Here is a 17,573-nt window from a genome sequence, read left to right on the forward strand (position 1 = left end):
GCGAGGTCACAACGGGGGCAGGTGAAGGCGCAGAGGGTGCGGTCATGAGCGAGTGGTTCGAACTGTCGGAGCCGTGGTGGCATTTCGCCGGCCGCGGCGTGTTGACCTACCTCGGACTGCTGGTGCTGATGCGCCTGGCGGGCAAACGGAGCTTCGGGGAAATGTCGGCGTTCGACGTCCTGGTCATCGTGCTCGCCGGCGGCACGCTGCGTACGGCGATCATCGGCGACGACCACAGTTATCTGGGCGCTTTCATCGGCGTCGCGAGCATTCTCGTCACGAACAAGGCGCTTGGCTGGGTCTGCACACGCTTCCCGTGGTTCAACCGGCTCGTCGAAGGCATGCCGGCGATCCTGGTCCGCGACGGGCGTCGCGACGAGGCCGAGCTGCGTCGCCAGTCGGTGCCCGACGCCGCGTTCAACCGCGCCCTGCATGCGGCGGGCATGGAGCACGAGGGCAGCGTGGTGATCGCCCGGCTGGAGCCCAACGGCAAGATCACCTTCGTCCGACGGGAGGACGCGTCGGTCCCCGGTCCGGGCTGAGACGTCTATGGCACCCGCAGCGGTTGCGGCCGGTCGAGCGCGGCGATCAGGCCAGGGTCGCGGTCGTAGACGTCAGGTTTGTAGGCGAGCTTGCCGTCCGCGCCGATGTCGACGGTCCAGTAGGCGAGCAGCACGGGCACGGCCGTGGGCAGCGTGACGTTCTGGGTCTTCTTCGTCGCGATGCGTTCGTCGATCGCGCCACGGCTCCAGGTCTGCGGGTCGTTGAAGAGCAGCTCGACCAGTTCCAGCGGCTTCTCCACGCGGATGCATCCGGAACTCGTGTCGCGCTTGGCCTTCTCGAACAGTTCCTGGTGCGGCGTGTCGTGGAGATAGACGGCGAAACTGTTGGGAAACCGGATCACCACCTGGCCCAGCGAGTTGCCCGGGCCGGCGTCCTGGCGCAGCGTGATGCCGCGCGGTCGCGACCAGTCCACCTGCGAGGGCGGGATCACGCGGCCGCTGCTGTCGAGCACGCGAATGCGGTTGCTCGCGAGGTACGAACCGTTGCGGCGGATCTTCGGCAGGACGTCGTTCTTGAGGATCGTGGGAGGAATCGTCCAGGTCGGATTGAACGTGACGTAGGTGATCTGCGAACGGAAGATCGGCGTGCTCCGGTACGGCTTGCCGACCTGCACCCGCGAGGTCCACACCTTCTGGCCGTCCCGGTAATAGCTGATCTTGTACCCGGCGACGTCCACGACGACGAAGGTGCCCTGCAGCGAGTGCAGGAGCCAGCGGGCGCGCTCCAGGTTGGCGCGAACCTGACCGATGCGGGTGGCGATCGGCACGTTCAGCGCGGCGAGCGTTTCCGCCCCGACCGCGCCGTCGGCTTCGAGGTACTGATCGGCCTGGAAGCGCTTCACCGCGTCGGTCACGGTGTTGTCGTATCGGTCGCCGTGGGCGAGGGTGGCTGCCAGATAGCCGCCGGCGACGAGTCGCGCGCGAAGCGGGCCGACGCGTGGGTCGGTCATGCCGGGTTTCAGCGAGGGGCCTTCCGGCACCGACGGCCAGCCCCCTCCGGCGGCGCTCTTGCGCAACTGCGCGAGTGCGTCGCGCAGTTGCGCGTACAGCGGGTTCTGCGGACGCGCCATCGCGAAGGCCTGTTCGATGCTGCGTTCGTCGATCGACGTCTGGAGCATGGACATGCCTTGCGCGGGATCGATGACGGCGGGATCGAAATTCCAGGTCGGGTCGAGCCGGGCGGGATCGACCTTGCCCCGGGCCAGCTGGACGAGCGCCGTGATGTACGCGCTGGTCGCATCGATCTCGAAGTTCGCGCGCGCGACCGGGTCGTCCGACGCATAGGCGTGCGCGTCGACCTGGGTCGTGAGTGCGGCGAGGTGGTAGTCCTCGGATAGAAGACCGTCGCCGTCCATCGAGGCCAGCCCCGCGAGCAACTGGCGTGCGTTCGCTTCATCCGACCACGCGGCGGCGTAGTGGCGCTGCACGTAGAAGTCGGCCACCGCCCGTCCGATGGACGCGTCGGAACGGGGGAGGGGGCCGGCGCCCATTGGCGTCATCTGCTGCAGGCGCGCATAGATCGCCTGCGCGAGCGGATCATCCAGCGCGGGCGGCGCCAGCGCCGCGCTCGCACTGCCGGCAGGGTCGACCGCAACGATCGGGGGTGGCGAGGCGGCCGAGGCCGCGGGGGAAGCGTCCTGCGCGGCGAGCCGACCGGTCGTGGCCGCGAGGGCCACCCACGCGACGATGCGAAGCGGCCTCATGTCCATAGTCATTCCCTATCAATTCCTTAATAACTTGCGATTTTGCTTAATGCTTCACGTATATGAATGGCACGGATGTGACGGCGTTGTGGTCAATAAATGATCAGCGCGTTAGCATGCCCGGGATACTTCTTCTGGCTGGTGGCATGATTCGACCGCTTCGCACGCTTTTCGCGTCCGCGCCGCTCCTTGGTGCCTTCTTCTTCCTTCCTTCTCCCGTCCATGCCGCCGACTCGCTCGGCGACGCCCTCGCGCGCCTGGCGCCGTCGGCGGACCCGAAAGTGATCGGCCTCGCCGTCCAGGCCGCCGAATGCGCCCAGACCCAGAGCGGGCAACCGTCGGACCGGCTCGCGGTGATCGACTACAGCAAGCCCTCGTCGCAGCCGCGCCTGTGGGTGTTCGACACGGTGAACCGCAAGCTGCTCTTCCAGGAACTGGTGGCGCACGGCAAGAACAGCGGCGACGCCAACGCGACCCGATTCTCCAACGCGCCCGAAAGCCTCGCATCCAGCATAGGCCTGTTCCGCACGTCGGACACCTACAACGGCAAGAACGGGTATTCCCTGCGCATGAACGGGCTCGAGCCCGGCGTGAACGACAAGGCGCTGGCCCGCGCGATCGTGATCCACGGCGCCGCTTACGTGAACGACGCGATGGCGAAGGTCGCGGGCCGCATCGGCCGCAGCTGGGGCTGCCCGGCCGTGCGTACGGCGATCGCCCACCAGCTGATCGATGCGTTGAAGGGCGGCCAGATGGTCTTCTCGTACTACCCGGACAAGAAGTGGCTCGCGTCGTCGAACTACCTGAAGTGCTCGAACGGCCAGCTTGCGAAGGCCGAGGCCAACACCATCGCTCGGGCCGGCGGCTGATTCCCCCCGGGCCTCGCGCTAGAATCCCCGGACTCTCACCGTGGAATCCAGCATGAAACACGTTCTTGCGATCGCCGCCTGCACCCTCCTCGCCGGGTGCGCCACCAGCGGCATGACCGACACCCTGCCCAAGCTCAGCAGCAAGACGGGCAAGAGCGTGACGGCCTATGTCCAGTGCGTGGAGCCTAAGTGGCAGGCGCTGACGAAGAACGCCAAGGGCGACGCGAAGGACGACAAGGGCCGCGTGACCGCGAACGACGACGGCAAGCACGAGCGCCTCGACGTCACCGCCAACGGCGCCGGCGCCCAGGTCGTCATGTACGAGATCCAGAAGGTCAAGGGTGGCGAGTACGACGATCGCTATCGTCAGGAAGCCGTTTCCTGCCTCTGAGGCACGATCCCGATTTTCCAACGCGCTTTTCGCGGTCCGTTTATGGCCGCCTTGGTTGCATCGGTATCCCCGATGCCAGCCGGAGCGTGCCATGGGACATGACCCTGACGAAGAAGACCGGATCGACGTGGAGTGCATGCGCGACAGCCGCGACGGGGAGGCACCCCGTTTCACCTGGGACTACCGCGTGTTCGCTCGCGACATGACCACGATCATCGACACCAGCGACAGCGGTGGCGTGAGCTACGACTCCGAAAAGATGGCGCTGTCCGAGGGCCGGCGCATGGCGCGCGAGGCGCTCGAGCGCCTCGATCGGCGGTGAATCCCGAACTGTGAACCGTGTCGCTTACTTGCGACGCGGTTCCGGGCATACATCGCGACAATCCGGCGCGTGCCGGGCGCTAGCGGAGGGACGCATGGAATCGTTGCGGTACCAGCGTAAGCAGGGCCTGCAGGCGACCTACCTGGTCGAGTATGGCCCAGAGGGTTACCAGATCAGCCGCGACGGACGGCTGCGAAGGGCGAAGGACCTGGGGCCCGCCTGCAACGCGATGGGACGCCGGGAACGCGAGCGGGTCGCGCGTCAGTTCGCGATCGACGACATCGAGAAACTCATCGGTATGGACGAGTAGGGCGCTCACCCCGGGCTGCGCGCGGCACGCGCCTGATCGATGGCCTCGAGCAGCCGCGCACGGTCGAACGGCTTTTCCAGGAACACGGCGCTGCGCGGGAAGGGCGCCAGGTCCTGCGGAAGGCGACTGGATACCACGACGATCGCGGTACCCGGGCGATCGCGGATGGCGGCCTGGAGCAAGGCGCCGCCCCGGCGCTCGCCGGGGGTGTCGGCGTGGACCACGAGCACGGACAGATCCGGCAATTCGTGAAAGCTCCGCTTCGCGTCGCGGTAGGTCACCGTCGGGACGGTGCGATACCCCTCCAGGTCGAGAACCAGCGCGATGGTCTCCGCCACGAAATGGGCGCGATCGAAGACGAGCGCGGTCGGGCGGGATGGGGAGGCGTCGGGCATGGGCGCAGTCTAGCCATTCGTGAGGGCGGCGTGTAGCTCAGGATGCCTGGCCGGTCGGGGGCCAGTGGGCGTTGATGTCCTTCATCCGCGCCATGAGTTCCTTGACCTCCTGGTTCCGGTCGGCGATGCGCTTTTCCTCGGCCGCCTTCTGGGCGGCGTAATCCTGGTTCGTCCCCTGCACGGCCTCGTGCACCAGGCGGCACGTCTCTTCGACGTGGGCGGCACGGGTGTGGAAGCCCAGCCGGTCGGCGAGGATCTCCATCTTCAGCCCAGGATGCGCCTGTTCCAGCGCGCGGGCCCTGACGAGGAAGTACTGTTGCCATTCGCGTTCGGGCGCGCCGGAGAGCACGGCCTCGACGCGGGGAATGTCGGGGCGGTCGAACTGCTCCGTGTCGTCGATGGCCTCGAACGATTCGATGTCGATCCAGTCGCGGCTCGCCATGGGGCTCGCATCCTTCCGGTGGGGTGGGTGGCGATTGTTGGCGCGGTCGTGTGCAGGAATAATCAAGCGCGAGCGCCACCCGAAGGTTCACGATGCGTCCACGTCGCCGAACCAATGCTTTCACGTCCCCCGAGGAGTTCCCCATGCGCCAACTCGCCATCGCCGCCGTCGTCCTGCTCGCAGGCTGCGCCACCCAGAACGAGCGCCACGTGGGCATCCACGACGTGCCCTCCAGCACCGTCTTCGCCCTGCAGGACCCGGCCGGCGGCGACGCCACGCTGAACATCGTCCGCGACCAGGGCCTGTGGGGCGCCGGATGCTCCAGCGCCATCTACGTCGACGACAAGGTCGTCGCGGACATGGAGATCGGCCAGCAGCTCGTGCTGCACGTCCCCGCGGGCACGCGGAAGCTCGGCATGATGCCGCATGGCGCGTGCAGCGCCGACCGGGTCGATGTCGACGCCAGCGTCGGCCAGGGCGAGACGAAGAACTTCTCGATTCCGGCAAGTGGTGAAGGATTGGCTGCACAAACGGCAACCAAGAGCTGAGTACGCTTGTCATCCTTCGGCGGGAGAGCAATGATCGGGTCGTCGCCGGCACCGGCGAACGGGAGTCCGATGTGCATCGTCGTACCGTTGGGCAGTACTCCGTCGAGGTCCGGACGCTAAAAACGCCGACCGGGACCTGGAAGGCCGCGTACATCGTGGAGCCCGCCGCGGACGCCGGGCCCCACGATTTCGTGATGATCACGCTCCTTGATGAGTTCGACGTCGAGCGCGCGGCGGTCGACGCGGCGATGAGCCGGGGCATCCGCCATGCCGGATGGCTCGCGGACGCCCGCAGCGCCTATTCCGGTTGACGTGACCCGGGCGGCGACTCCGCCATGACGCGACGGCGACGGCACCGCACCTAGCGTGCCATCCGACGAGGGCCAAGGGGGCCCTTCCGCCGGAGTAAGCCCAGTTGCAGCGCACGACTCTCTACGTACCCTTCAACGCGTCGTCCCGTGGGCAATGGACCCTGCGTCGCAATGCCGAACTGGTCGGGCAATACCCCACGCGCGACGAGGCCTTGCGGCACGCTCACACCCTGACCGCCGCTATGCGCAGCCAGCCCGGACACACCGTCGAGATCAAGATCGAGGACGAGGCCGGCCTCTGGCATGCCACGGACCAGGACAAGGAGTGACCTCCGGTCGCAGCATCTGAGACGCAAGCCGGCGATAACGGGCGACCTCCCGTCGCCCGGTTTCCGCCATGGCCGCCTATCTGAAAGCACTTCGGGCCGACGAGTCCGATACCGTCCTCGCCAGCCACCACGACGGCCGCACGCTCGCCCATCGACTGACCGATAAATACGGTGACCGCGTCTGTTCCGCCTTCACGGTGTTCGGCCGGGAAGGGAGCTTCGCGCCTCTTCCCGACGACCTGCCCCCGTCACTCGCCTCGGCGCTGACCGCGCGCGGCATCGAGCGGCTCTACAGTCATCAGCAGGAAGCCTGGGAAGCGGCCCGTGCCGGCCGCCACGTGCTCGTGGCCACGCCGACCGCGTCAGGCAAGACCCTCTGCTACACGATGCCGGTGCTCTCCTCGGTGCTCGAGGCCGGAGCCAAGGCGCTCTACCTGTTCCCCACCAAGGCGCTGGCGCAGGACCAGGTCTCCGAGCTGCTGGACATCAACCGCGCCGGCGACCTCGGGGTGAAGGCCTTCACCTTCGACGGCGACACGCCGGGCGATGCGCGGCAGGCGATCCGCCTCCACGGCGACGTGGTGGTCAGCAACCCCGACATGCTCCACCAGGCGATCCTGCCGCACCACACGAAGTGGGCGCAGTTCTTCGAGAACCTGCGTTACGTGGTGATCGACGAGATTCACACCTATCGCGGCGTGTTCGGATCGCACCTGGCCAACGTGCTGCGTCGGCTGAAGCGCATCTGCGCCTTCTACGGCGTCACCCCGCAGTTCGTGCTGTGCTCCGCCACCATCGGCAACGCCACCGAGCACGCGCAGGCGCTGATCGAGGACGACGTCGTCACCGTCAGCCGAAGCGGCGCCCCCAGTGGCGACAAGCACGTGCTGCTATGGAACCCGCCGGTGGTCAATCCCGACCTCGGCCTGCGCGCCTCGGCGCGATCGCAGACCAACCTGATCGCCCGCGTGGCGATCAAGGCGAAGATGAAGACGCTGGTCTTCGCGCAGTCGCGCCTGATGGTGGAGGTGCTCACCAAGTACCTGAAGGACGTCTTCGACCACGACACGCGGAAGCCCGCGCGCATCCGGGCGTACCGCGGCGGTTACCTGCCGACGGAGCGCCGCGACGTGGAGCGCCAGATGCGCGCGGGCACCGTCGACGGCATCGTGTCGACCTCCGCGCTGGAGCTCGGCGTGGACATCGGCAGCCTCGACGCCGTGGTGCTGAACGGCTACCCGGGTTCCATCGCCGCCACGTGGCAGCGCTTCGGCCGCGCGGGGCGCCGCCAGCAGCCGTCGCTGGGCGTGCTGGTCGCGACGAGCGCGCCACTGGACCAATACCTCATGCGGCACCCCGCCTTCCTCACCGAGGCGAGCCCGGAACATGCGCGCATCCAGCCGGATCAGCCCCTGATCCTGCTCGACCACATCCGCTGCGCGGCGTTCGAGCTGCCGTTCCTGGCCGGCGACCGTTTCGGCCCCGACGACGCCGAACCCTATCTGCAGGTGCTCGCGGAAGCGGAAGTGCTGCACCAGGAGGGCGAGCGCTGGGAATGGATCGCCGACAGCTATCCCGCGAACGCGGTGAGCCTGCGTTCGGTCGCCGACGGCAACTTCGTGGTGGTCGATCGCACCGAAGGCCGGCAGACGATCATCGCCGAGGTCGATTATTCGGCCGCCGCGCTCACCTTGTACGAAGGCGCGATCCACATGATCCAGTCCGTGCCCTACCAGGTGGAGCGGCTCGACTGGGAGGGGCGCAAGGCGTACTGCACGCGCACCCACGTCGATTACTACACCGACGCCATCGACTACACCAAGCTCAAGGAGCTGGAGTGCTTCGACGGACGCAACGCGGGCGAGGGCAGCGCGCGCCATGGCGAGGTGCACGTCGTGCGGCGCGTCTCCGGCTACAAGAAAATCCGTTACTACACCCACGAGAACATCGGCTACGGTCCCGTGAACCTGCCGGACCAGGAGCTGCATTCCACGGCGGTGTGGTGGCAACTGCCGCAGACCGTGCTCGACGCGGCATTCCGCTCCCGCCAGCATGCGCTCGACGGCTTCCTCGGCGCGGCCTACGCGCTGCACACCGCCGCCATCGTCGCGGTGATGGCCGAACCGCGCGACCTTCAGAAAGCGGTGGGTTCCGGCGACGGCGGCTGGTCGGCCCAGGTGGACGCCGGCGGGCGAGGGCAGATCCGCGCGCCCGATGGAGGGCTGGCGCTGCCGGACGCCCTCGAGCGATTCCTGCCCACGGTGTACCTCTACGACAATTTCCCCGGCGGCGTCGGGCTGAGCGAGCCCTTGTTCCAGCGGGCGCCGGAGCTGCTGAACCACGCGGCGGCGACGATCCGGGGCTGCGAGTGCAAGGCCGGCTGTCCGGGTTGCGTGGGTCCCGTGCTCGCGGCCGACGAAGGGCGCGAGGAAACGCCGCGCGCGCTGGCCCTGCGCGTGCTGACGTTGCTGGGGGCGTCCGCGTGAGCGATCTGGCGTCGCGCCTCGCGGCCCTGCGTCGGCAGGCCGGCGTCCGCGCTCCCGAGCCCGCGCCCACGGCGCGGGCCCCTGCGGCTCCGGTCCCGAACCGGCCCGATCTCGCCTTGCTCCGCCGCATGGCCGGCGTGCGCGAACGCATCGCGCAACCGCGTTCGCCATTGCGTGCCGCGACGCGCGACGTGCCAGGCGAGGAGATCGCGCCGGGGCTGCGCTATCTCGAACGACGTTTCCAGGTCGCCGACGCGCCGGCGCAATTCGATCTCACCTTCGCGCGCCTGACCACGGCGCGGCGCGAACACCTGCTGCACTTCGACACGGAGACGACGGGCCTGGCCGGCGGCACCGGCACACGCGCGTTCATGATCGGCGCCGCGGACTGGCACGACGGCGGTCTGCGCGTCCGTCAGCTCTACATGACGACGATGGCGGCCGAGACAGCCATGCTCCGCGCGTTCACCGGGTGGATCGATGCGGACACGGTACTCGTCAGCTACAACGGAAAATCGTACGACGCGCCGTTGCTGGCGACGCGCTACCGTCTGGCGCGGATGCCGAACCCACTGCAAGGTCTGACCCACGTCGATCTGCTGCACCCGATGCGCCGACGGTTTCGCCAGGTGTGGGAAAACTGCAGGATGCAGACGGCCGAACGCAAGCTCCTCCGTATCGTCCGCGAGGACGATCTGCCGGGCTCGGAAGCGCCACGTGCCTGGCTCACCTATCTGCGCGGCGGCGCATCGACCGATCTCGTCCGCGTAGCGGAACACAACCTGCAGGACGTCCGCAGCCTGAGCGGCCTGCTGGTGGAAGCCCACGGCTGGGCGGAAAGCGACGCCGCTTCGCCCGCCGGTTACGAAAAATAGACGCCCGCCCGCGCAGGCTCACGACATGGCTGCGAGGTGATTATCGATGAACGAAGACCTGAAGCCCTGCGATCACGACGGGTGCAACTGCCGCGTTCCCGTCTCGCGCGATTTCTGCAGCGAAAGCTGCCGCATGGCGGCCGAGAGCCAGATCATGGGCAGTACGTGCGAATGCGGTCATGCCGCGTGCGAGCAGCGGCAATGAAAGGAGCGACCGATATGACGAACGACGGTAAACAGCAGACGCCCGGCTACCGGGAAGACAATCCCAAGCCGTCGCATGGCAAGCCGAAGGTGCCCGGGGAAGGGCACCCGCAGGAGTCCCAGAACATGCCGAAGGACAAGCCCGGCAAGCAGAATTCGCCGTAACAAGGACATGTAGGAGCGCACCTGGGCGCGATCGGGGCTCGTGGAGAGCTCCGATCGCGCCCAGGTGCGCTCCTACGGATTATCTGATCAGGCCGCCTTGCGGATCAGGCCGGCGATGCCGGCGATGGCCTTGCTCACCGCCGTGGCCTTGTGCTCGTCGCCCATCGCGAGGCCTTCGGCACGGACGAACTCGATGTCCGTCACGCCGAGGAAACCGAACAGGGCGCGCAGGTAGGGCTCCTGGAAGTCCATGCCGGCAGCCGGACCCTCGGTGTACACGCCGCCGCGCGACGAGGCGATGATCACGCGCTTGCCGCCTGCCAGGCCCTCGGGGCCCGCGGACGAGTAGCGGAACGTCTTGCCCGCGACGGCGATGCGGTCGATCCAGGCCTTCAGGGTGCTGCTGACGCTGAAGTTGTACATCGGCGCACCGATGACGACGACGTCGGCGGCCAGGAACTCGTCCATCACACGGGCCGCTTCGATGTCGGCCGGATTGTCCTCGCCGACCGGCATGGACCAGGGGGCGAGGGGAGCGGCGTGCAGGTCGCGATAGGTGACCTCGGTACCCGGATGGCTCTGGACGAACTCGGCCACGATCGCCGCGGTCAGGCCGCGCGTCACGGAATAGGTACCCAGCGCGCTGGCGTCGATGTGCAGGAGTTTCATGGCGGTTCCTCGGTAAGGTGCGTCGCGTGCGGCGGCGGTATGAGCGCAACGATACGCCGCAGACAATCCCGCGATTAGTCCGCTTGGAGTAGACTGATTGTTTCGCGAGCGAAACGACGGGAGCCTCCGATGGACGGCGCGCTGCAGGACCTCAACGATCTGTACTTCTTCGCCTCGGTGGTCGAGCACGGCGGATTTTCCGCGGCCGGGCGGGCGCTGGGGATCCCCAAGTCGCGCCTGAGCAAGCGTATCGCCCAGCTCGAAGATCGCCTCGGCGTACGTCTGCTCCAGCGAACGACTCGGCGTTTCGTCGTCACCGAGATTGGCGAGCGCTTCTACCAGCACTGCCGCGCGGTGCTCGAGGAGGCCCGGGCGGCCCAGGATGCCGTCGACGAGCTCCGGACGGAGCCGCGGGGCGTCGTCCGCGTCAGTTGCCCGATCTCCCTGGCGCAGAACGTCCTCGGACCGATGCTTCCGGCGTTCATGCTGGAACATCCCAAGGTGCAGGTCCGGGTCACGGCGACGAACCGCCGCGTCGATCTCATCGGCGAGGGTTACGACGTCGCCATCCGCGTCCGCGAAAAGCTCGACACCGACGCCACGCTGGTACTGCGCAGCATCGGTTACGCGCGCAGCCTCCTCGTGGCGAGCCCGAAATTCCTCGACTCGAACGGGCGCCCGAAGACCCTCAACGACCTGGCCCTGCTGCCGGCGCTGTCGATGTACGAACACGAGGGGGCGCAGGTCTGGGAACTGGTCGACGCCAGTGGCAAGAAGGCGGCGGTCGAGGTCAAGCCGCGACTGGTGAGTGGCGATTTTTCCGTCCTGATCGCGGCGGCCGTGCAGTGCTGCGGCGTGGCGCTCCTTCCCGAGGACTATTGCGGGCCGCTGCTGTCGAGCGGCGACCTCGAATGGGTGCTGCCTGAATACACCACGGCGCAGGGCACCTTGCATTTCGTCTATCCCAGCCGGCGCGGCCTCCTGCCGGCCGTCCGCAGCTTCGTGGACTTCCTGGCCGAGCGCCTGCCCAAGGCGCAGGCCGAGTTCCATAAGGACTGCCAGAAGGTGGCCGAGCATCCCGAGCAGGCCGGGGCGATCCGCCTTGCCCGCATGGTAGGATCGGACGTCTCGACGGCGTTTGGCCGTCCAAACGAATAAGGGCAACGCATGCAGCTCGAAACCAAGCTTCCCAAGGTCGGCACCACCATCTTCAGCGTCATGAGCCAGCTGGCCGTGGAGCACAAGGCGGTGAACCTGGGGCAGGGCTTCCCCGATTTCGAACCGCCGGAGGCGCTGCGCGAGTCGATCACGCGCGCCATGGCCGAGGGCAAGAACCAGTACGCCCCCGGCGTGGGCATTCCGAAGCTGCGCGAACAGATCGCGGCGAAAACCGAGCGCCTCTACGGCCACCGCGTGAGCCCCGATACCGAGGTGACGGTGACGTCCGGCGCGACGGAGGCCCTCTTCTCCGCCATCGCCGCGGTCGTGCGCGCGGGCGACGAGGTCATCGTGTTCGATCCGTGCTACGACAGCTACGAGCCCGCCATCGAACTGCAGGGCGCGCGCGCGGTGCACATCCCGCTGACGCTGCCGTCCTTCGCCATCGACTGGCAGCGCGTGCGCGACGCGATCACGCCGAAGACGCGCATGATCCTCGTCAACTCCCCGCACAACCCGTCGGGTGCCGTGCTCTCGCGCGCCGACCTCGATGCCCTCGCCGCGATCGTGCGCGACACGTCGATCGTCGTGCTCTCGGACGAGGTCTACGAGCACATCGTCTTCGACGGCGCGGAGCATCAGAGCGTGCTTCGCCACGCCGAACTCGCAGCGCGCAGCATCGTGGTCTCGTCGTTCGGCAAGACCTACCACTGCACCGGCTGGAAGGTCGGGTACGCCATCGCACCCAAGGCCCTGACGGCCGAGTTCCGCAAGGTGCACCAGTACCTCACCTTCTGCACGTTCAACCCGGCGCAGTGGGCGTTCGCGGAATTCCTCGAATCGACGCCCGAGCACTACCTCGAACTGCCCGCGTTCTACCAGGCCAAGCGCGACCGTTTCCGGGCGCTGCTCGCGCCGTCGCGGCTGAAGCTGCTCGGCGTGCCGGGCGGTTACTTCCAGCTGGTGGATTACGGCGCCATCCGCGACGTCGACGACATCAACTTCAGCGAGTGGCTCGTGCGCGAGGGCGGCGTGGCCGCCATCCCGCTGAGCCCGTTCTACGAAAGCGCCCCGGATACGCGGCTGGTCCGCCTGTGCTTCGCGAAGAACGACGCCACCATGGAAGCCGCCGCGGAGCTCCTGTGCAAACTCTGACCGTCTCCCTCGTGCAGGGCGCCACGCGCTGGCACGACGCCCCCGCCAATCGCGACTATTACGGGCGCCTCGTTCGCGGCGCGGCGCGCAGCGACCTGATCGTGCTCCCCGAGACGTTCCTCTCGGGCTTCACCAACGACACCCTGGGCAACGCCGAGACCATGGACGGCCCCAGCGTCGCCTGGATGCGCGCGCTGGCGACGGAAGTCGACGCCACGCTGACCGGCAGCCTCGTGATCCGCGAGGGCGACACGGTCTACAACCGGCTGATCTGGGCGTCGCCCGACGGCTCGCTCGCGTATTACGACAAGCGTCACCTGTTCCGCATGGCGGGCGAGCACACGCGCTACGGCGGCGGCCGCGATCGCCTCATCGTCGAGCTGAAGGGTTGGCGGATCCTGCCGCAGGTCTGTTACGACCTGCGTTTCCCCGTCTGGCTGCGCAACGGCCGTCGCGAGGAAGCCGCCGGCGGCATGGACTACGACCTGGCCCTGTTCGTGGCGAACTGGCCGGCGCCGCGCCGCCAGCCGTGGCGCACGCTGTTGCGCGCGCGGGCCATCGAAAATCTGTCGTACGTGATCGGCGTGAACCGCGTCGGCATCGACGGCAACGATCACCCTTACGCGGGCGACAGCGCGATCATCGATCCGGTCGGCGAGCCGCTGGTGGAACTGGGCCCGCAGGAGCAGGTGGTCACCGTCGTGATCGATCCGGCACCGTTGAAGGCGCACCGCGAGCGCTTTCCGGCGTGGATGGATGCGGATCGGTTCTCTTTGGATGTGTCGGTCTGATGGCGTAGAGCGCGTGCCGCGCAATGTCCTGTGGGTACGACATCTAGGGCGGCAAGCAACAGGTCCTGCTGCCCTACGCGAAAAGATGTCGCGCGCAGGGCGCGCTCCTACGTGACTGTCGGATGAGTCAACGTGCCGCGGTGAACGGTACCGCCGGGCCGATCGCGGCGCGTTTGCGCCAGGCGGCCAGTTTTTCCTCGATGCCCGCGCCGACGTCGATCTGCGGCTCCGAGGGTTCCAGCGCATCTTTCGTTTCCCACGCGGCGATCTCGCGCCGCGCGCGGCCGAACGCGTCGATGAAATCCGGTGTCGCGTTGAGCCCGTCGGCGAGCCACGCGCGGCCGAAGTAGGTGATGTCGGAATCCGCGCCGCAGCCGAACGACGTGCGGTCCGCGCGCGCTGAGGTCAGCACCAGGGTGCCCGTACCCTTCAGCTTCGGCACGAAGCCGCCCGAGTAGCAGGCGTTCACCACGAGTACCTTCCAGCGAAACGCATGCTTGCCGAGGATGTCGGCGAGGCCGTCCGGGTCCAGCTGGTCGAGCGGGATCGGGTCCATGTCGACCAGCAGCGAATGGTCGTCGCCTCCGTGCGTCGCGACGTAGAGCAGGAGGATGTCTTCCTTCGGATCCATGATCTTCGCCAGCGCGTCCAGACCGGCCTCGAGGTTCGTCCAGCTCGCGAGCGGGCGGGTGCTCAGCGTGGCGGGATGGTTCTCCAGCACCAGCGTATGTCCCGGTGCGCCGAAACGTCGCGCCATGAGGGTGTCGAGATATTCCGCCTCGTTGCGGAAGACATCCTCCGAGCCGTCCGCCGCGAAGGCGAGGGCGTAGACGTTCGTCTTCCCCGGGGTGCGCGGCGCGAGCTTCGCGACGGCGCGGCGCATCGCCTCCGGCTGCGCGGTGAACACCTGCTCGGGCGTCGGGGCGTCGGTAGGCCAGGTGTCGAGGGCGGCCTCGTCGGCGACGCCTTCGTCCGCCGGCGCGACCGTGGCCGCCGAGGCGGGTGCGGCAGTGGCGACGGCCGCCGGCGCGGCCAGCGGTTCACGCCTCGCGGTCAGCGGTTCCGGGCCGAACCGCAGGACGCCGATCGTGAGCAGGACGCCCGCGGCGAACGCCGTCAGCGTCGCGATCGCGGTGCGCCGGCGGGGATCAAGGTGCGATGGCATCGAAATCCGCCACGGCGGGGTGACCGTCTTCGATGACCGGCTGCGGCGGGCGGATGAGCTGCGTGGTGCGCATGCCGGCCGCGCGGGCGGCGTCGAGTTCTTCGCGGATGTCGGAGAGGAAGAGGATCTGCGCGGGCGGCAATCCGATCGCCTCGGCGATGCGGGCATACGACTGCGTTTCGCGCTTGTGGCCGGTCTGCGTGTCGAAATAGCCGGAGAACAGCGGGGTGAGGTCGCCGCTCTCGCTGAAACCGAACAGCAGCTTCTGCGCGGGCACGGAGCCGGACGAATACACGTACAGCGACAGGCCGCGCGCGTGCCAGGCCTTCAGCCGCGCCGCCACTTCCGGGTACATGTGCGAGACGTACGCGCCGGCCTCGTAACCTTCACGCCAGATCATGCCCTGCAGGGCCTTGAGCGCCGTCGACTTGCGATCTTCGTCGATCCAGCGGATCAGCAGGTCGATGACTTCCGTGCGGGTCGCCTCGACGATCCCGGCTTCCTTCGCGGCTTCATGCAGCCAGTGCTGGACCTCGGGTTCGCCCGCATGGGTTTCGACGAACGCCGGCAGGTGCTTCCGGGCGTAGGGAAAGAGAACGTCCTTGACGAAATCGATCGAGCTGGTGGTGCCCTCGATGTCGGTGAGGATGGCGCGGATATCGGACATGCGGGGGGAGACCTGCGGATCGGGGAGATCCGCAGGATAAACGACGGGGACCGCTTACGAAACGGTCGCCGCCGAGGCGTGCGGGTTCATGCGCGGAAACTGCTCGGCGATGTCCGTGCCCGTGAAGTTCGCGACCCAGCCTTCGGTGTTCGTGAAGAGGCGGATCGCGACGAAATAGGGCGATTCGCTCATGTCGAACCAGTGCGGCGTGCCGTCGGGAACGCCGATGAGATCGCCCTTTTCGCACAGCACCTCGTAGACCTTGCCATCGATGTGCAGCGTGAACTGGCCCGCGCCGGCGACGAAGAAGCGGACCTCGTCCTCGCTGTGCGTGTGCTCGTTCAGGAACTTCTGGCGGAACGCCGCGCGGTCCGGGTGATCCGGTTTGAGGCTGATCACGTCCACGGACTGGTAGCCGTTTTCCGCCATCAGGCGGTCGATGTCCGCGCGGTACGCGGCGATGACCTCGTCCTGGCTCGCGCCGGGCGCGATCGGCTGGTTGGCCTCCCACTGCTCGAAACGCACGCCGACCGCGTTCAGCGCCTCGGCGATGGCGGCGTGGTCGTCGAGAACGGCGAGCGGGGTGTCGCTCCGGGTGTCGTCGTAGATACGCAGACGGCTCATGGGGAAAGCCTCCTCAGGTCGAGTTCGCAGCCCAGCAGGAACTCCAGGGCCTCGAGATGGCGCCGGGTCTCGGCCATGTCGCGGCCCCAGGTGTAGATTCCATGCCCGTCGATCAGATACGCGTAAAGCGGCTTGCCGGAGTCGATCCAGGCGTCCACCTGCGCTTCCAGCTCGGGCATGTGCTGGGTGTTCGGAAATACGGGGATGTCGAGCACGCTTTCGTGCGTTGTGTAGCCGGAGATGGCCTTTTGCAACTCCCAGCCTTCGAGGTGCACGCGCCCCGCGGCGGCGAAGAGGCGCGAAGCGACGCTCTGCGTGCGCGAATGCGTGTGCAGCACGACGTTGGCATCCGGGAAGCGGCGGTACACCTGCGTGTGCAGCCCGGTCTCGGCCGACGGCCGGTGGCTGGAACCGACCGCCTTGCCGTCCATGTCGATCAGCATGATGTCGTCGCGTCCCAGCCGCCCCTTGTCGCGCCCGGAGATCGTGATCGCGGCATGGTCCGCGTCGATCCGCATCGAGAAGTTGCTGCTGGTCGCGGGCGTCCAGCCGAACGCCGCGAGTTCGCGCGCGGCCTCCGCGATGGCGTCGGCACGCTCGGCCATCAGTTCGGCGGAAACGGGAAGAGAGGTATTCGACATGGGGATTTGGACGTCCAAACAGGCGGCGATCATACCATGCGGCCACGGATGGCCCGGAACTGTCTAATGCGAACCATTTGCTTTTCGCAGATGGCGGTAGGATGACTTCTTTCGCCGGCCGATCCCCGCCCGGCACGACCATCGACGGAGGTTGTACCCATGTCGCAGCACGATCCGAACATCGAGGCCCGGCGCCGATTCCTCAAGGTCGCCGCGGGCGGCGCGACCGCCGCCGCGGTCCTCGGGACCGTGGGCCTGGCCCGTGCCCAGGACCTGCCGCACCTCTCCCCGAGCGACCCGACGGCGTCGGCGCTCAAGTACACCGAGGCCGCCACGGGCGGTCCCGGCCGCAAGCCGGGCGACAAGTGCGCCAATTGTAACTTCTTCAAGGGCGCCGCGACGGCGGCCTGGGGTCCGTGCGACCTGTTCCCGGGCAAGGCCGTGGCGGGGCCGGGCTGGTGCGTGTCCCACACGCCCAAGGCCTGATAGCCGGGTCGGGACACCCCCCGGAAACGAAAAAGGCCAGCCGCGAGGCTGGCCTTTTTCATGTCCGGGCAGAAAATGCAGCCCAAGCGCGCCAGGCCGAGGAGCTGACCCGCCTGACGCGCCGGGCGGCAATCCGGGGCCCACTGCCAAGTGATTTACCCGCGGACTGGGGATCATACTCCCCTCCACGGGCGCCCGGCCAATGGCAGTTAAATGACAACGAAGATTTAACACATTGTCATTGTGAATCAGGGGGTTAGCGGAGAAACCTCCAGCCCGGTCGAACCTCCGGCCGCTCGGGTGC

The 17,573-nt window shown here is 67.7% G+C and carries 24 protein-coding genes; 16 read left to right on the forward strand and 8 right to left on the reverse strand.

Annotated elements, in window-relative coordinates:
* The first annotated feature begins 44 nt into the window (after positions 1 to 44).
* The gene (locus BMW54_RS04300) at positions 45 to 542 is read left to right on the forward strand and encodes a DUF421 domain-containing protein (protein ID WP_090053251.1); all 498 of its coding nucleotides are present in this window, start codon (positions 45 to 47) and stop codon (positions 540 to 542) included.
* 5 nt (positions 543 to 547) lie between these two features.
* On the opposite strand, the gene BMW54_RS04305 is transcribed toward BMW54_RS04300, so the two are convergent.
* Positions 548 to 2,266, reverse strand: a complete 1,719-nt coding sequence (locus BMW54_RS04305; RefSeq protein WP_254779057.1) for a L,D-transpeptidase family protein — start codon at positions 2,264 to 2,266, stop codon at positions 548 to 550.
* Positions 2,267 to 2,412: 146 nt separating this feature from the next.
* On the opposite strand from BMW54_RS04305, the gene BMW54_RS04310 reads away from it, so the two are divergent.
* The 4 genes from BMW54_RS04310 to BMW54_RS04325 all read left to right on the forward strand — a co-directional run bounded on the left by BMW54_RS04310 (position 2,413) and on the right by BMW54_RS04325 (position 4,158).
* Positions 2,413 to 3,135, forward strand: a complete 723-nt coding sequence (locus BMW54_RS04310) for a murein L,D-transpeptidase catalytic domain family protein (protein ID WP_217642600.1) — start codon at positions 2,413 to 2,415, stop codon at positions 3,133 to 3,135.
* A gap of 52 nt (positions 3,136 to 3,187) precedes the next feature.
* Positions 3,188 to 3,526, forward strand: coding sequence for a hypothetical protein (locus BMW54_RS04315; protein WP_090053254.1), 339 nt, complete (start codon positions 3,188 to 3,190; stop codon positions 3,524 to 3,526).
* 91 nt (positions 3,527 to 3,617) lie between these two features.
* Positions 3,618 to 3,848 carry a hypothetical protein gene (locus tag BMW54_RS04320; protein ID WP_090053256.1) on the forward strand — a complete coding sequence of 77 codons (231 nt, stop codon included), beginning with the start codon at positions 3,618 to 3,620 and terminating at the stop codon, positions 3,846 to 3,848.
* Between the two features lie 94 nt (positions 3,849 to 3,942).
* The gene (locus tag BMW54_RS04325) at positions 3,943 to 4,158 is read left to right on the forward strand and encodes a hypothetical protein (RefSeq protein WP_090053257.1); all 216 of its coding nucleotides are present in this window, start codon (positions 3,943 to 3,945) and stop codon (positions 4,156 to 4,158) included.
* Between the two features lie 5 nt (positions 4,159 to 4,163).
* Here the strand turns inward: BMW54_RS04325 and BMW54_RS04330 are convergent, their stop codons facing one another.
* On the reverse strand, positions 4,164 to 4,553 hold the full coding sequence (locus tag BMW54_RS04330) for a DNA-binding transcriptional response regulator (RefSeq protein WP_090053259.1): 390 nt from the start codon (positions 4,551 to 4,553) through the stop codon (positions 4,164 to 4,166).
* Between the two features lie 37 nt (positions 4,554 to 4,590).
* Positions 4,591 to 4,995 (reverse strand): hypothetical protein, encoded by a 405-nt coding sequence (locus tag BMW54_RS04335; protein ID WP_090053261.1) that lies wholly within the window; start codon positions 4,993 to 4,995, stop codon positions 4,591 to 4,593.
* A 143-nt stretch (positions 4,996 to 5,138) separates the two neighbouring features.
* Between BMW54_RS04335 and BMW54_RS04340 the strand changes: the two genes are divergently transcribed.
* The 7 genes from BMW54_RS04340 to BMW54_RS18735 all read left to right on the forward strand — a co-directional run bounded on the left by BMW54_RS04340 (position 5,139) and on the right by BMW54_RS18735 (position 9,913).
* A complete protein-coding gene (locus BMW54_RS04340) occupies positions 5,139 to 5,543 on the forward strand; it encodes a hypothetical protein (protein WP_090053262.1) in 405 nt (134 codons plus the stop codon).
* Positions 5,544 to 5,614: 71 nt separating this feature from the next.
* Positions 5,615 to 5,854: a hypothetical protein gene (locus BMW54_RS04345; RefSeq protein WP_090053264.1), complete on the forward strand. Its 240-nt coding sequence runs from the start codon at positions 5,615 to 5,617 to the stop codon at positions 5,852 to 5,854.
* Between the two features lie 104 nt (positions 5,855 to 5,958).
* Positions 5,959 to 6,183 (forward strand): hypothetical protein, encoded by a 225-nt coding sequence (locus tag BMW54_RS04350; RefSeq protein ID WP_090053265.1) that lies wholly within the window; start codon positions 5,959 to 5,961, stop codon positions 6,181 to 6,183.
* A 68-nt stretch (positions 6,184 to 6,251) separates the two neighbouring features.
* Positions 6,252 to 8,669 (forward strand): DEAD/DEAH box helicase, encoded by a 2,418-nt coding sequence (locus BMW54_RS04355; RefSeq protein WP_090053267.1) that lies wholly within the window; start codon positions 6,252 to 6,254, stop codon positions 8,667 to 8,669.
* On the forward strand, positions 8,666 to 9,544 hold the full coding sequence (locus tag BMW54_RS04360) for a ribonuclease H-like domain-containing protein (RefSeq protein ID WP_343124109.1): 879 nt from the start codon (positions 8,666 to 8,668) through the stop codon (positions 9,542 to 9,544). Before BMW54_RS04355 ends, BMW54_RS04360 begins: the two co-directional genes overlap by 4 nt.
* 46 nt (positions 9,545 to 9,590) lie before the next feature.
* Positions 9,591 to 9,749: a hypothetical protein gene (locus BMW54_RS18730; protein ID WP_175472758.1), complete on the forward strand. Its 159-nt coding sequence runs from the start codon at positions 9,591 to 9,593 to the stop codon at positions 9,747 to 9,749.
* Positions 9,750 to 9,763: 14 nt separating this feature from the next.
* Positions 9,764 to 9,913 carry a hypothetical protein gene (locus BMW54_RS18735; RefSeq protein WP_175472759.1) on the forward strand — a complete coding sequence of 50 codons (150 nt, stop codon included), beginning with the start codon at positions 9,764 to 9,766 and terminating at the stop codon, positions 9,911 to 9,913.
* Positions 9,914 to 10,000: 87 nt separating this feature from the next.
* On the opposite strand, the gene BMW54_RS04365 is transcribed toward BMW54_RS18735, so the two are convergent.
* Positions 10,001 to 10,582: an FMN-dependent NADH-azoreductase gene (locus BMW54_RS04365; protein ID WP_090053271.1), complete on the reverse strand. Its 582-nt coding sequence runs from the start codon at positions 10,580 to 10,582 to the stop codon at positions 10,001 to 10,003.
* A 129-nt stretch (positions 10,583 to 10,711) separates the two neighbouring features.
* Here BMW54_RS04365 and BMW54_RS04370 point away from each other — a divergent pair, with 129 nt between their 5' ends.
* The 3 genes from BMW54_RS04370 to BMW54_RS04380 are packed head-to-tail and all read left to right on the forward strand — an operon-like array spanning position 10,712 to position 13,686.
* Positions 10,712 to 11,740 carry a LysR substrate-binding domain-containing protein gene (locus tag BMW54_RS04370; RefSeq protein ID WP_090053273.1) on the forward strand — a complete coding sequence of 343 codons (1,029 nt, stop codon included), beginning with the start codon at positions 10,712 to 10,714 and terminating at the stop codon, positions 11,738 to 11,740.
* Positions 11,741 to 11,749: 9 nt separating this feature from the next.
* Positions 11,750 to 12,895: a pyridoxal phosphate-dependent aminotransferase gene (locus tag BMW54_RS04375; protein ID WP_090053274.1), complete on the forward strand. Its 1,146-nt coding sequence runs from the start codon at positions 11,750 to 11,752 to the stop codon at positions 12,893 to 12,895.
* Complete coding sequence (locus BMW54_RS04380) at positions 12,883 to 13,686, forward strand: amidohydrolase (protein WP_090053276.1); 804 nt, start codon at positions 12,883 to 12,885, stop codon at positions 13,684 to 13,686. Before BMW54_RS04375 ends, BMW54_RS04380 begins: the two co-directional genes overlap by 13 nt.
* 127 nt (positions 13,687 to 13,813) lie before the next feature.
* On the opposite strand, the gene BMW54_RS04385 is transcribed toward BMW54_RS04380, so the two are convergent.
* Genes BMW54_RS04385 through BMW54_RS04400 form a run of 4 tightly spaced genes read right to left on the reverse strand, consistent with a single transcriptional unit; the run spans position 13,814 to position 16,783 of the window.
* Positions 13,814 to 14,851, reverse strand: a complete 1,038-nt coding sequence (locus BMW54_RS04385) for a C13 family peptidase (RefSeq protein ID WP_090053278.1) — start codon at positions 14,849 to 14,851, stop codon at positions 13,814 to 13,816.
* A complete protein-coding gene (gene mtnC, locus BMW54_RS04390) occupies positions 14,835 to 15,518 on the reverse strand; it encodes an acireductone synthase (RefSeq protein WP_090053279.1) in 684 nt (227 codons plus the stop codon). Before mtnC ends, BMW54_RS04385 begins: the two co-directional genes overlap by 17 nt.
* A 54-nt stretch (positions 15,519 to 15,572) precedes the next feature.
* Entirely contained in the window at positions 15,573 to 16,142 is a 570-nt protein-coding gene (locus tag BMW54_RS04395) for a 1,2-dihydroxy-3-keto-5-methylthiopentene dioxygenase (RefSeq protein ID WP_090053281.1), read from the reverse strand.
* On the reverse strand, positions 16,139 to 16,783 hold the full coding sequence (locus tag BMW54_RS04400; protein ID WP_090053283.1) for a methylthioribulose 1-phosphate dehydratase: 645 nt from the start codon (positions 16,781 to 16,783) through the stop codon (positions 16,139 to 16,141). The genes BMW54_RS04395 and BMW54_RS04400 overlap by 4 nt, the downstream gene beginning before the upstream one ends.
* 159 nt (positions 16,784 to 16,942) lie before the next feature.
* Here BMW54_RS04400 and BMW54_RS04405 point away from each other — a divergent pair, with 159 nt between their 5' ends.
* Positions 16,943 to 17,269, forward strand: coding sequence for a high-potential iron-sulfur protein (locus tag BMW54_RS04405; RefSeq protein ID WP_090053284.1), 327 nt, complete (start codon positions 16,943 to 16,945; stop codon positions 17,267 to 17,269).
* Positions 17,270 to 17,573 lie beyond the last annotated feature (304 nt).

Origin of the sequence: Luteibacter sp. 329MFSha, from assembly GCF_900111665.1 — a bacterium.
Lineage (GTDB): Bacteria > Pseudomonadota > Gammaproteobacteria > Xanthomonadales > Rhodanobacteraceae > Luteibacter.